This window comes from Pseudomonas weihenstephanensis, assembly GCF_001043055.1.
GTDB classification, from domain to species: domain Bacteria; phylum Pseudomonadota; class Gammaproteobacteria; order Pseudomonadales; family Pseudomonadaceae; genus Aquipseudomonas; species Aquipseudomonas weihenstephanensis.
In genome coordinates, this window is record NZ_JYLF01000008.1 from 81227 (window position 1) to 94407 (window position 13181).

The 13181-nt window shown below is 58.7% G+C and carries 7 protein-coding genes and 1 other RNA gene; 5 read left to right on the forward strand and 3 right to left on the reverse strand.

Translation table 11 applies throughout. The annotated features are described in order from the left end of the window. Positions 1-3 precede the first annotated feature (3 nt). From xdhC to xdhA, 3 genes are read right to left on the reverse strand one after another with little or no spacing between them, the layout of a single operon-like run. Positions 4-846, reverse strand: coding sequence for a xanthine dehydrogenase accessory protein XdhC (xdhC, locus tag TU86_RS17675; protein ID WP_048365615.1), 843 nt, complete (start codon positions 844-846; stop codon positions 4-6). Continuing rightward, a complete protein-coding gene (xdhB, locus tag TU86_RS17680) occupies positions 839-3232 on the reverse strand; it encodes a xanthine dehydrogenase molybdopterin binding subunit (RefSeq protein ID WP_048365616.1) in 2394 nt (797 codons plus the stop codon). Before xdhB ends, xdhC begins: the two co-directional genes overlap by 8 nt. Beyond that, positions 3225-4679, reverse strand: coding sequence for a xanthine dehydrogenase small subunit (gene xdhA, locus TU86_RS17685; RefSeq protein ID WP_048365617.1), 1455 nt, complete (start codon positions 4677-4679; stop codon positions 3225-3227). Before xdhA ends, xdhB begins: the two co-directional genes overlap by 8 nt. A gap of 234 nt (positions 4680-4913) precedes the next feature. On the opposite strand from xdhA, the gene TU86_RS17690 reads away from it, so the two are divergent. The 5 genes from TU86_RS17690 (at position 4914) to ffs (ending at position 12956) form a co-directional block, all read left to right on the forward strand. Further along, a complete protein-coding gene (locus TU86_RS17690; protein ID WP_048365618.1) occupies positions 4914-5573 on the forward strand; it encodes a GntR family transcriptional regulator in 660 nt (219 codons plus the stop codon). A gap of 2 nt (positions 5574-5575) precedes the next feature. Further along, positions 5576-9064 (forward strand): chromosome segregation protein SMC, encoded by a 3489-nt coding sequence (smc, locus tag TU86_RS17695; RefSeq protein WP_048365619.1) that lies wholly within the window; start codon positions 5576-5578, stop codon positions 9062-9064. Between the two features lie 258 nt (positions 9065-9322). Next, positions 9323-10210, forward strand: coding sequence for a cell division protein ZipA (gene zipA, locus TU86_RS17700; protein ID WP_048365620.1), 888 nt, complete (start codon positions 9323-9325; stop codon positions 10208-10210). Positions 10211-10307: 97 nt separating this feature from the next. Continuing rightward, positions 10308-12665, forward strand: a complete 2358-nt coding sequence (ligA, locus tag TU86_RS17705; protein WP_048365621.1) for an NAD-dependent DNA ligase LigA — start codon at positions 10308-10310, stop codon at positions 12663-12665. Between the two features lie 194 nt (positions 12666-12859). Then, positions 12860-12956, forward strand: an RNA gene (gene ffs / locus TU86_RS22595) — signal recognition particle sRNA small type. The last annotated feature ends 225 nt before the right edge of the window (positions 12957-13181 follow it).

The window sequence follows — 13181 nt, forward strand, 5'->3', positions numbered from 1 at the left end:
TTCTCAGTTCGTGGCTTGGCTGCGTCGCGAAGACGGCAGCACTCTTTTAATGGGTTCGACGCTGGCACTCGGTTGGCCGAAGTGGGCGTTGTAGGTGGCGATAATTTCGCCGGCGATGGAAATGGCGATTTCAATCGGCAACTTGCCTTTGACTTCGCTCAAGCCCATCGGGCAGCGCATACGCTGCAAATGAGGGGCGCTGATGCCTCTGTCGCGCAGGCGGTGCTCGAACTTCATGCGTTTGGTTTTGGAACCAATCAAGCCGAAGTAGGTAAAGTCATTGCGTTTGAGCAGGGCTGCGCTGAGTTCCAGATCCAGGGCGTGATTATGCGTCATGACGATGCAGTAGCAACCCGCTGGCAGATCATTGACCTCATCCACCGGTTCGTCAGTGACGATTTTTTGCACCCCCACCGGGATGCAGGCGGGGAACTCCTGCTCGCGCGAGTCAATCCAGCGTACCCGGCACGGCAAGCTGGCGAGCAGTGGCACCAGCGCCCGGGCCACATGGCCTGCACCAAACACAGCGATCTGCGCCTGCACCTGGCCCATGGGCTCGAATAACAGCACCGCCACGCCGCCGCAGCATTGTCCCAGGCTGGCGCCGAGGCTGAAGCGTTGCAGGTGCGTGTCGGGCTGGCCGTTGTTCAGCCGCTCGCGGGCAATTTGCATCGCCTTGTATTCCAGATGGCCACCGCCGATGGTGTCGAAGGTTTGCGTGGCGCTGATGACCATTTTCGAACCGGCATTGCGCGGGGTTGAACCTTGTTCTTCGATGATGGTGACGAGCATGCACGGTTCGCCGCGCAGCTGTAAGTCGGCCAGGGCACTGATCCAGTTATGCATGCTGTTCATCCTGCGCCGCGGGGGCTTGTTGGGCGTGCTTGCGCATTTGCTCGCAGCCCCATAGCACACGCTCCGGCGTGGCCGGTGCGTCGATGTCGGGTTGCACGCGGTAGTTGGCCAGGCTGGCCACTGCGTCCTTGATGGCGCACCAGGCGGCAATACCGAGCATGAACGGTGGCTCGCCCACGGCTTTGGAGTGGAACACCGTGTCTTCCGGGTTTTTGCGGTTCTCGACCAGTGTCACGCGCAAGTCCAGGGGCATGTCCGCTACGGCCGGAATCTTGTAGCTGGCGGGGCCGTTGGTCATCAACTTGCCTTTGGCATTCCACACCAGCTCTTCCATGGTCAACCAGCCCGCGCCCTGAATGTAGCCGCCTTCGACCTGGCCGATGTCGATGGCCGGGTTCAATGACGCGCCAACGTCATGCAGGATGTCGGTGCGCAACATTTTGTATTCGCCGGTCAGCGTGTCGACGATCACTTCTGCACAGGCCGCGCCAAACGCGAAGTAATAAAACGGGCGCCCACGTGCCTGGCTGCGGTCGTAAAAGATTTTTGGAGTTTTGTAGTAGCCGGTGCTCGACAACGACACCTGGCCGAAATAAGCCTGTTGGATCAGCGTCTCAAAACTCAGTAGCAGTTCGCCGACACGCACCTGGCCGTTATGGAAAATCACCTCATGCTCACTGACCGCGTACGTGGCGGCAGCGAAGGCGATTAAACGCTGCTTGATGATTTCAGCCGCATTCTGCGCGGCTTTGCCATTCAGATCAGTGCCGCTGGAGGCTGCGGTGGGCGAGGTGTTGGGTACTTTGTCCGTGTTGGTCGCGGTGATCTGTACGCGGCTGATGTCCACTTGAAACACTTCGGCAACCACTTGCGCGACCTTGGTGTTGAGGCCTTGGCCCATTTCGGTGCCGCCGTGATTCAAGTGAATGCTGCCGTCGGTGTAGACATGGATCAACGCACCCGCCTGATTGAGAAAGCTGGCGGTGAACGAAATGCCGAATTTGACCGGTGTCAGCGCCAGACCCTTTTTCAGGAATGGGCTGCTGGCATTGAACGCCTTGATCGCTTCACGCCGTTGCGCGTACTGACTGCTGGCTTCCAGGTCGGCGGTCATTTCATCCAGCAGGTTGTGCTCAACAGTCTGGTAGTAGTGGGTTTCGTTGCGTTCGGTCTTGCCGTAGTAGTTGATTTTGCGCACGGCCAGCGGATCAAGCCCAAGATGGCGGGCGATATGGTCCATGACCTGCTCGATGGCCACCATGCCTTGCGGGCCGCCAAAGCCGCGATACGCGGTGTTGGAGGCGGTGTTGGTCTTGCAGCGATGGCCATTGATCGTGGCGTTGCCCAGGTAATAGGCGTTGTCGGCGTGGAACATTGCGCGGTCGACAATGGAGGCGGATAAATCGGGTGAATAGCCGCAATTGCCTGCCAGCTCCAATTGAATGCCTTGCAAGCGCCCGCGTGCGTCAAAGCCGACATCGTATTCGACGTAAAAAGGGTGGCGCTTGCCGGTCATCTGCATGTCTTCGACGCGGGGCAGGCGCATTTTCGTCGGTTGGCCGGTGATACGCGCGACCACGGCGCACAGGCACGCAGGGCTGGCGGCTTGCGTCTCTTTGCCGCCGAAACCACCGCCCATGCGGCGCATGTCGACGACGATTTTGTTCATCGACACGTCGAGGACTTCAGCGACCAGCTTCTGGATTTCGGTGGGGTTTTGCGTGGAGCAATACACGATCATGCCGCCGTCTTCGCTGGGCATGACCGATGAAATCTGGGTTTCGAGGTAGAAGTGTTCTTGCCCGCCAATGTGCAGGGTGCCTTGCAGGCGGTGCTCGGCATGCGCCAGTGCGCTCGCCGAGTCGCCTCGCCGGTGGGTGTGGCTGTCGAGCACAAAGTGTTTTTTGCGCAAGGCCTCGACCACGTCCAATACGGGCTCCAGGTCTTCGTATTCGATGATGGCGGCCATAGCGGCGGTGCGGGCGGTGTCGAGATCACACGCCGCTACGGCCAGTATCGGTTGCCCGACGAACTCCACCGTGTCGATGGCTAAAAGCGGGTCGCCGGGCAGTAGCGGGCCGATGTCTTTAAGGCCGGGGATGTCGTGGTGGGTGATCACCAGACGCACGCCGTCGATGGCGTAGCACGGCGAGGTGTCGACACGGATGATTTTGGCGTGGGCGCGGTCTGAAAGACGGGCATACACATGCAGTTGATTGGGGAATTCCAGACGGTCATCAATGTACTGCGCTTCGCCGCACACATGCTTTTGGGCACTGTCGTGCTTGACGCTGCGTCCGACACCGGTTTGCAGGTCTTGCTCGAACAGGGACAGCAATTGGGCTTGGGACGGCTCGATCTTGTGATGGTTAGACATAAGCCGTCACCCGCGTTTGAAGGTCTGGGGTTTGCAGTTCGATGAAGTATTTGCGCAGCAGGTTTTGCGCGCTCAGCAGCCGGTATTCCTTGCTGGCGCGAAAGTCCGACAGCGGGGCGAAGTCTTCGGCCAATGCGAGGCAAGCGCGCTCAAGGTTGTCGTTGTTCCAGTGAGCGCCATTGAGCACGGCTTCACAGGCCGTGGCGCGCTTTGGCGTCGCGGCCATGCCGCCGAAGGCGATCCGCGCTTCGCTGACCACGCCCTGACGGATGCGCAGGTTGAACGCGGCACAGACGGCGCTGATGTCGTCATCCAGTCGCTTGGAGACTTTATAGGCGCGAAAGGTGGCATCGACGGATGCGCGTGGAATGATGATTTTTTCGATGAATTCGCCTTCTTGGCGCGCCGTCACGCGGTAATCAATGAAGTAGTCCTCAAGCGCCAGGGTGCGGCTTGCTTCGCCTTTGCGCAGGACCAGGCGGGCGCCCAGTGCAATCAGCAGCGGAGGGGTGTCGCCAATCGGGGACGCGTTGCCAATGTTGCCGCCCAAGGTGCCCTGATTGCGGATCTGCAGCGAGGCGAAGCGTTGCAGCAATTGGCCAAAGTCCGGGTATTCACTGTTGAGCGTGGTGTAGGCGTCGGTCAGTGAAACGGCGGCGCCGATTTCGATTCGGTCTTCGATGTACTCAATGCGCTTCATTTCGGCCACGTTGCCGACGTAAATCATCACCGCCAGTGAACGGTGGAACTGGGTGACTTCCAGGGCCAGGTCTGTGCCGCCTGCCAACAAGCGCGCTTGCGGGCAAGCGTCATACAGGTCGGCCAGGTCGTTGAGCGTCAAGGGCAGCAGGCAGCGTTTGTCGCCGCTGTTGAGTTCGTCTGTGCGGGTGGGGGTGATGGCTTTGAGGGCGGCGATGGTATCGCGCTCGCGTGCATCAAATTGGTCGCTGCTGCGCACCGAACAGGCGCGTTCGGCGGCGGCCAGAATCGGCCGATAACCGGTGCAGCGGCACAGGTTGCCAGCCAGCGCTTCGTGGGCTTGATGAGTGTCGGGTTCGGTGCTGTTTTTTTGCAGCGCGAACAGCGACATCACAAATCCTGGCGTGCAAAACCCGCATTGCGAGCCGTGGCACTCAACCATGGCACGTTGCACGCTGTGCAGTTCGCCTTGATGCTTGAGGTCTTCGACGCTGATCAGTTGCTTGCCATGCAGTGTCGACACGAACGTCAGGCAAGCGTTGATGCTGCGATAACGCAAGCGCTCAATGCCGTGTGGATCGGTGTGCAATTGGCCGATTACCACGGTGCAGGCACCGCAGTCGCCGCTGGCGCAGCCTTCCTTGGTTCCGGGTTTATGCAGGTGCTCACGCAGGTAATTGAGCACGGTCAGGTTGGGGTCCAGCGCGTGCTCGGTACGCAGCGTCTGGTTAATCAGGAACTGGATCACGGAAGGCCTCGCAAAATCATTATTGTTATCGAGCGGGATGGGCTGAATTTAGTCATAACTGACTCGCGGGTCAAGAAAATGAGTGCGGGACACCAAAACGATAGTTTTGGGAGGGTAATGACCCCGTTATTTGCTTAAATCGTGCCAAATTCTGCGTCCCGGGCACTCCGCTAGTACGTAGCAAGTGCGCTACACTGCGCCGCTTGCACTGATCAAAGATTTTGAAGGTAAAACATGACGTTCAAGGCGCCGGATAGCCTCGCCGAGCAAATCGCTCATCACCTCGCCGAACGGATCATTCGTGGCGAGTTAAAGCCTGGGGAACGCATTCAGGAACAGAAGGTGACGCTGGCGCTCAATGTCAGCCGCGGTTCTGTGCGTGAGGCGTTGTTGATCCTGGAGCGTCGGCACTTGATCGCCATCCTGCCGCGACGCGGGGCGCATGTCACCGAACTGACTGCGCACAAGGTGCAGAGCCTGTGCACGTTGATGAGTGAGTTGTACATCCTGCTGGGTAATGCAGTGGCGCAGCGTTGGGCCGTTCAGGCTGACTTGGGCCCGTTCCTGCAAATTCAGCAGCGCTTGAGCGCCAGCCTTGAGCGCCAGGACATCAGCGCGTTTGTCGAAGACAGCTTCAATGTGATGCGCGCGGCGTATCCCTTCGCCAACAATCCGTACTTGCAGGAAACCGTAGAAAATCTGCACCCGGCCATGAGCCGTGCCTATTACCTGGCACTGGAGCAGCGCAAGGCCGCGATGAATGAATTCCTCACCTTGTTCGCCCAGTTGCTCGACGCGGTGGTCGCTCGTGACCTGCCGCGCATTCGTGTGGTGCTGAGCAGTTATGCCCAGCGCAGTTGTGATCTGGTGTTGTCTGCCTTGACGGTTGCCTGAGCGTGCGTCTCAAGTGCATCAAACTGGCGGGTTTCAAGTCTTTCGTCGATCCGACCACCGTTAACTTCCCCAGCAACATGGCGGCGGTGGTGGGGCCTAACGGTTGCGGCAAGTCCAACATCATCGACGCCGTACGCTGGGTAATGGGCGAAAGCTCAGCCAAAAACCTGCGTGGCGAGTCGATGACCGACGTCATCTTCAATGGCTCAACGACCCGCAAGCCCGTGAGTCAGGCCAGCATCGAGCTGGTGTTTGATAACTCGGACGGCACCTTGCTGGGCGAATACGCGGCTTACGCCGAGATTTCCATTCGCCGCAAAGTGACCCGCGACAGCCAGACCACCTACTACCTCAATGGCACCAAGTGCCGGCGTCGCGACATCACCGATATCTTCCTCGGCACGGGCCTTGGGCCGCGCAGCTACTCGATCATCGAGCAAGGCATGATCTCGAAACTGATCGAGTCCAAGCCCGAAGACCTGCGTAATTTCATCGAAGAGGCGGCAGGCATCTCCAAGTACAAGGAGCGCCGACGCGAGACCGAAAACCGTATCCGTCGCACCCATGAAAACCTCGCGCGTCTCACCGATCTGCGGGATGAGCTGGGGCGTCAGCTTGAGCGCTTGCATCGCCAGGCCCAGTCCGCCGAGAAGTATCAGGAATATAAAGCCGAAGAGCGTCAGCTCAAGGCGCAACTGTCAGCCCTGCGCTGGCAGGCACTGAACGAGCAAGTTGGCCAGCGCGAAGCGATTATCGGCAATCAGGAAGTCAGCTTCGAAGCCCTGGTGGCTGAGCAGCGCAACGCGGACGCCAGTATCGAGCGCCTGCGTGACGGGCACCATGATCTGTCAGAGCGCTTCAACTTGGTGCAGGGGCGCTTCTATTCTGTGGGTGGTGACATTGCCCGGGTTGAGCAAAGCATTCAACACGGCCAGCAGCGTTTGCGCCAGTTGCAGGACGACTTGCGTGAGGCTGAGCGTTCGCGGCTCGAAACCGAATCGCATTTGGGTCACGACCGCACGCTGCTGGCCACGCTGGGTGAAGAGCTGGCGATGCTTGAGCCCGAGCAGGAACTGACCAGCGCTGCCGCCGAAGAGGCCGGTGCTGCGCTCGAAGAGTCCGAAGTTACCATGCAAGCCTGGCAAGAGCAGTGGGATGCTTTCAACCTGCGCAGTGCCGAGCCGCAGCGCCAGTCCCAAGTGCTGCAAGCGCGCATTGCGCAACTGGAAACCAGCATGGAGCGGGTGGCTGAACGTCAGCGTCGTTTGGGGGAAGAGCGCGCCTTGCTCGCGGCTGACCCGGAAGACGCTGCCATTCTGGAGCTGAGCGAGTGTCTGGCCACCAGCGAATTGACTCACGAAACGTTGCAGGCCACTGAGAACCAGGTGGTTGAGCGTCTGGAACAGGTGCGTCACGACCTGCAACAAGCCACACACAATCAGCAACAGGCTCAGGGCGAATTGCAGCGGCTCAATGGTCGTTTGGCATCGCTTGAGGCCTTGCAGCAAGCCGCGCTGGACCCGGGCACGGGCACCGCACAATGGCTGCGCGAGCACCAGCTCAGTCAGCAGCCGCGTCTGGCAGAAGGCTTGAGCGTTGAGGCGGGCTGGGAGCTGGCTGTCGAAACCGTGCTGGGTGCTGATCTGCAAGCGGTGTTGGTCGATGACTTTGCGCGGTTCGATCTGGCAGGGTTCGCACAAGGCGACTTGCGTTTGTTCAGTGCAGGCACACCCTCACAGGGCATGGCGGGCAGTTTGCTCGACAAGGTTGAGTCAGCGTTCGACCTCGCGCCTTGGCTGGGGCAGGTCAAGCCGGTCGAGACCCTTGAGCAGGCGCTGGCACTGCGCACCCAACTGGCAGACGGGCAAAGCCTGATCAGCCGAGACGGCTATTGGGTGGGGCGCAATTTTCTGCGTGTTCGCCGCGCCAGCGAAGCTGAAAGCGGCGTGCTGGCCCGTGGCCAGGAAATCCAGCGCCTTGAGCTTGAGCGCGATGAGCGCGAAGCCACGTTGGCAACCCTCGAAGCGCACTTGCAGCAGTTGCGTGAGCAACAGCTGACGCAGGAAGAGGCGCGTGAGCAGGTGCGCCGTCGCTTGCAGGACGAGGCGCGGCAGCAGGGTGAGATCAAAGCCAAACTCTCAGCCAGCAAAGCCAAGGTCGAGCAACTGACCCTGCGCCGTCGGCGTCTGGATGAAGAGCTGACTGAACTGGGTGAGCAGCGCACCGTTGAGCATGAGCAGGTCGGTGAGGCGCGTCTGCACTTGCAAGATGCGCTGGATGCTATGGCGACAGACACCGAGCAGCGCGAGCTGTTGCTGGCGCAACGTGACAGCCTGCGCGAGCGTCTTGACCGTGTGCGTCAGGATGCACGCCAGCACAAGGATCACGCGCATCAATTGGCGGTGCGCTTGGGTTCGCTCAAGGCTCAGTACGATTCCACGCGCCAGGCCCTTGAGCGCCTGGAGTTGCAGTCCGAACGCCTGAACGAAAAACGTGAACAACTGAACCTCAATCTGGAAGAGGGCGAAGCGCCGCTTGAAGAGCTGCGTCTCAAGCTCGAAGAACTGCTCGACAAGCGTTTGAGTGTGGATGAAGAGCTCAAAGTCGCCCAAACCGCGCTTGAAGATGCCGATCGTGAGTTGCGCGATGCCGAGAAGCGCCGCAATCAGGCCGAGCAACAGTCGCAACTGATCCGCGGCCAGCTTGAGCAACAACGGATGGAATGGCAGGCACTGACGGTGCGGCGTACCGCGTTGCAAGATCAGTTGCTGGCTGACGGGTATGACTTGCACGGCGTGTTAGCCACGTTAAGCAACGAGCTCAATGAGCAGCAGGCGCAAGAAGAGTTGGAGCGCATTGCGGCGCGAATCCAGCGCTTGGGTGCGATCAACCTTGCAGCCATCGACGAGTACCAGCAGCAGTCCGAGCGAAAGCGTTATCTGGATGCTCAGGATGCGGACTTGGTCGAAGCGCTTGAAACCCTGGAAAACGTCATTCGCAAGATCGACAAAGAAACCCGCAGCCGCTTCAAAGACACCTTTGATCAGATAAATGGCGGATTGCAGGCCCTTTTCCCAAAAGTTTTCGGCGGAGGCAGCGCTTATTTGGAACTGACGGGCGAAGATTTACTCGATACAGGGGTGACGATCATGGCGCGCCCGCCAGGCAAAAAGAACAGCACCATCCATTTGCTGTCGGGTGGCGAGAAGGCATTGACCGCGCTGGCGCTGGTTTTTGCCATCTTTAAATTGAATCCGGCCCCGTTTTGCATGCTCGATGAAGTGGATGCACCGCTGGATGATGCGAACGTCGGGCGCTATGCCCGTCTGGTGAAAGAGATGTCCCAGACGGTGCAATTCATCTACATCACCCACAACAAAATCGCCATGGAAATGGCCGATCAGTTGATGGGTGTGACGATGCATGAGCCTGGCTGTTCACGTCTGGTCGCGGTTGATGTCGAGGAGGCAATGGCAATGGTCGAAGCTTGAGCTATAAGCAAGTAGGGTCAAAAATTTCTGCTGGTAGGAATTTTCCTTTGCGCTTGAGTGATTTGTCTCGTGCGCATGTGGCTTTGTTGGCATAGCTCAATGCGACAGACGGTGTAAAGTTATCTTTGGTCGTGCTAATTTAGCGTCTAATTTTTTTGTACGTGGGTAAAACGCCATTCAGAACATAGAGTTGGCGCCACGTTTTAAAGGGCTTTAGGCTCTTCTTCATAGAATCATTTTTTAGGGGCAAGGGATTACATGGAAATCGGTCTGCGCGAGTGGCTGATCGTCATCGGCATAGTGGTCATCGCCGGTATTCTTTTTGATGGCTGGCGCCGGATGCGCGGCGGCAAGGGCAAGCTTAAGTTTCGCCTTGACCGCAGCTTTTCCAATGTGCCGGACGAGGAGGAGACCAGCGCCGAGTTGCTGGGCCCTTCACGTGTTCTGGACACCCCGAACCATAAAGAGCCGCAACTCGATGAGCATGACCTGCCGTCCGTGAGCATGCCGGCGCGTGAGAAGGGTGCCAAGCGCGGCAAGCGGGGTGGCGAGCCAAGCCAGGGTGACTTGAACCTGAACCTCGATCTTGAGGATGACGGCCCGAGCCTGAGTGCCCGTGATGACTTCGCGCCTGAAGCCAAGCCTGCCCGTGGTCGTGCAACTTCCAGCCCCTCCATGTCGGCGGTGGTTGAAGACAAAGAGCCGCAACCGGCTGCCGAAGAAGTGCTGGTCATCAGCGTCATCAGTCGTGATCCGGCGGGCTTCAAAGGCCCGGCGCTGTTGCAGAACATTCTTGAAAGCGGTCTGCGTTTTGGTGAGATGGATATTTTCCACCGCCACGAAAGCATGGCCGGTAACGGCGAAGTGCTGTTCTCGATGGCTAACGCCGTCAAGCCGGGCGTGTTTGATCTGGACGACATTGATCTGTTCAGTACCCCGGCCGTCAGTTTCTTCCTCGGCTTGCCAGGCCCGCGTCATCCCAAGCAGGCGTTTGATGTGATGGTCGCTGCTGCACGCAAACTGTCGCAGGAGCTTAATGGCGAGCTTAAAGATGATCAGCGCAGCGTGTTGACCGCGCAGACCATCGAACACTACCGTCAGCGCATCGTTGAGTTTGAGCGTCGCGCACTGACCCAAAAGCGCTAAACCTTGTGGGAGTCAGCTTCTTTGCTCCCGCTCAAACGCGAATGAATCAACTCAAGAGCAGCCACGGCTGCTCTTTTGCATTGTGAGAGAACACCCCATGACTGCCGCCCATACTCGAATCCTGGCGCTGCGCGCTGAACTGGACCAGCACAACTATCGCTATCACGTCCTCGACGAGCCAAGCATCCCGGACGCTGAATACGATCGCCTGTTTCGCGAGCTCAAGGCGCTGGAGGCTGAGCATCCGCAGTGGATCACCCCTGATTCACCGACCCAGCGGGTCGGCAGTGCGGCGTTGTCGGCCTTTACGCAAGTGCGTCATGAAGTGCCGATGTTGAGTTTGGGTAATGCCTTCGATGAATCGGACATGCGCGAGTTTGACCGGCGCGTGCAAGAAGGGCTGGATTTGCCAGCAGCTGATTTGCTGGGTGGCGGCGCCGAGGTTGAATACAGCTGTGAACCCAAACTGGACGGCCTGGCGGTGAGCCTGCTTTACCACGACGGGCATCTGGTACGCGGTGCCACGCGCGGTGATGGCACCACGGGCGAAGACATCAGCGTCAATGTGCGCACCGTGCGCAATATCCCGCTCAAGCTGCACGGCAGCGGCTGGCCCGCAGTGCTGGAAGTGCGTGGCGAAGTGTTCATGTCCAAGGCCGGGTTCGACCGTTTGAATGAAGCCCAACTGCAAGCGGGTGGCAAGACGTTCGCCAACCCGCGTAATGCGGCGGCGGGCAGCTTGCGTCAACTGGACTCCAGGATCACCGCCAGCCGCCCACTTGAATTCTGCTGTTATGGGTTGGGGCAAGTCTCGCAAGAGTTTGCAGATACCCACATCGGTAACCTTAAACAACTACAGCAATGGGGCATGCCCATTAGCCATGAGCTGAAACTGGCCAAGGGCATTGGCGAGTGTCTGGATTACTACCGCGACATTGGCGAACGTCGTGCGGCGCTGCCTTACGAGATCGACGGGGTGGTGTTCAAAGTCAACAGTTTGGCCTCGCAGCGCGAATTGGGTTTTCGGGCGCGTGAGCCGCGGTGGGCGATTGCGCACAAATTCCCGGCAATGGAAGAGCTGACCCAATTGCTGGATGTGGAGTTTCAGGTGGGCCGTACCGGTGCAGTGACGCCCGTCGCTCGCCTCAAGCCCGTCAAGGTGGCTGGCGTGACGGTATCCAATGCGACATTGCACAACATGGATGAAGTGGCGCGTTTGGGGCTGATGATTGGCGATACCGTGATCATTCGTCGTGCAGGGGATGTGATTCCGCAGGTGGTGCAAGTGGTGCTCGAACGCCGTCCAGACGACGCGCGCCCTGTGCACATCCCGCAAAGCTGCCCGGTCTGCGGTTCCCATGTTGAGCGCACACAACTGGTCAAGCGCAGCAAGGGTCGCGAAACCGTCAGCGAAGGGGCGGTGTACCGGTGTGTGGGGCGTCTGGCCTGCGGTGCGCAACTCAAACAGGCGATTATTCACTTTGTCTCGCGCAGAGCGATGGACATCGAAGGTCTGGGTGAGAAAAGCGTTGAGCAGCTGGTGGATGAGGGGTTGGTGCGCTCGCCAGCGGACTTGTACACCCTGAATTTCGAACAGATCGTCGATCTTGAAGGTTTTGCCGAGTTATCGAGCAAGAATCTGTTGGCTGCGATTGCCGACAGCAAGCGTCCCACCTTGGCTCGCTTTATCTATGCATTGGGTATTCCAGATGTAGGAGAAGAGACGGCCAAGGTGCTGGCGCGTTCTCTGGCCTCGCTTGAGCGCGTACAGCGTGCGTTGCCGCAAGTGCTCACGTATTTGCCGGATGTCGGTCTTGAGGTGGCGCACGAGATCAACAGCTTCTTCAGTGATGAGCATAACCGGCAGGTCATCAGCCAATTGCTGGAGCGCGGGCTTGAATTGCAGGATCAAGGCGATCTGGGCGCCGAATTTGCGGCCAGCACCACGTTGGGTGGTTTGATCGACAAACTGCACATTCCGTTTGTTGGGCCGGGCGGTGCGCAAAAACTCGCCGACAAGTTCGGCTCGCTCCAGGGCGTGATTGATGCCGACTGGCTGGATATGCGCCAAGCCTTGCCGGAAAAACAGGCCAAGGCGGTGCGTGAGTTTTTTGACAGCCCTGAAAATGCCCGAGTGGCACTGGCGATCGAGGCGCAACTGCGTGATTTCGGCATGCATTGGCAAAGTGAGAAAAAAACCGTCGCCGGGTTGCCCTTAGCGGGTCAGACGTGGGTGTTGACGGGTTCGCTGGAGTTGATGAGTCGCGACGTCGCCAAGGACAAGCTCGAAAGCCTGGGCGCTAAAGTCTCGGGTTCGGTGTCTGGCAAGACGCACTGCGTGGTGGCGGGGCCGGGTGCTGGCTCCAAGCTGACCAAAGCCAATGAGTTGGGCCTCAAGGTGCTGGATGAGGAGGCGTTTGTCGCGTTTTTGAGCGCGCAGGGCATCGCGGTCTGACGTAGCGCTGGCGAAGGTAGCGTGCGACAGCGCAGGAATCGGACGCGATCTGAGCGAGCGGCTACGGGTGAGGATGAAAAATCCAAGTGCTTGAGCCTGTTCATTTTTTTATTCTTGAATAGGCGGTTGTAAGTTTTCCTCAGACAGGTACAATGGCGCCGTTCGCTGCTAGGCGAACGTTGTTATGGTGACCCTATCGGTCCCTCCGCAACGATTACCCGTGAACCTGGTCAGATCCGGAAGGAAGCAGCCACAGCGGGAACATTGTGTGCCGGGGTGTGGCTGGTGGGGTTGCCTCCATTTCAAAATCTCCTTTTTTTCTTCGTAAGAACACGACCGAACTATCGGACTTTTCGTGATTTTTTGCTGTGGGTGGCTGTCTGCTCTTTGAAACAAAATGGGTGGGTCTGGCCTGATTTTATATATCGAATATGTCTTTCGAATGCATTTATATCGTCTACATTTCTAACCAGCAGGCTGTTTATTCGCTCAGGGTATAGAGGGGGCAAGTCCTCG

Coding starts and splice junctions, on each gene's coding strand:
- xdhB (WP_048365616.1), bottom strand. CDS start 3,232: ATGTCTAACCATCACAAGATCGAGCCGTCCCAAGCCCAATTGCTGTCC.
- zipA (WP_048365620.1), top strand. CDS start 9,323: ATGGAAATCGGTCTGCGCGAGTGGCTGATCGTCATCGGCATAGTGGTC.
- TU86_RS17690 (WP_048365618.1), top strand. CDS start 4,914: ATGACGTTCAAGGCGCCGGATAGCCTCGCCGAGCAAATCGCTCATCAC.
- ligA (WP_048365621.1), top strand. CDS start 10,308: ATGACTGCCGCCCATACTCGAATCCTGGCGCTGCGCGCTGAACTGGAC.
- xdhC (WP_048365615.1), bottom strand. CDS start 846: ATGCATAACTGGATCAGTGCCCTGGCCGACTTACAGCTGCGCGGCGAA.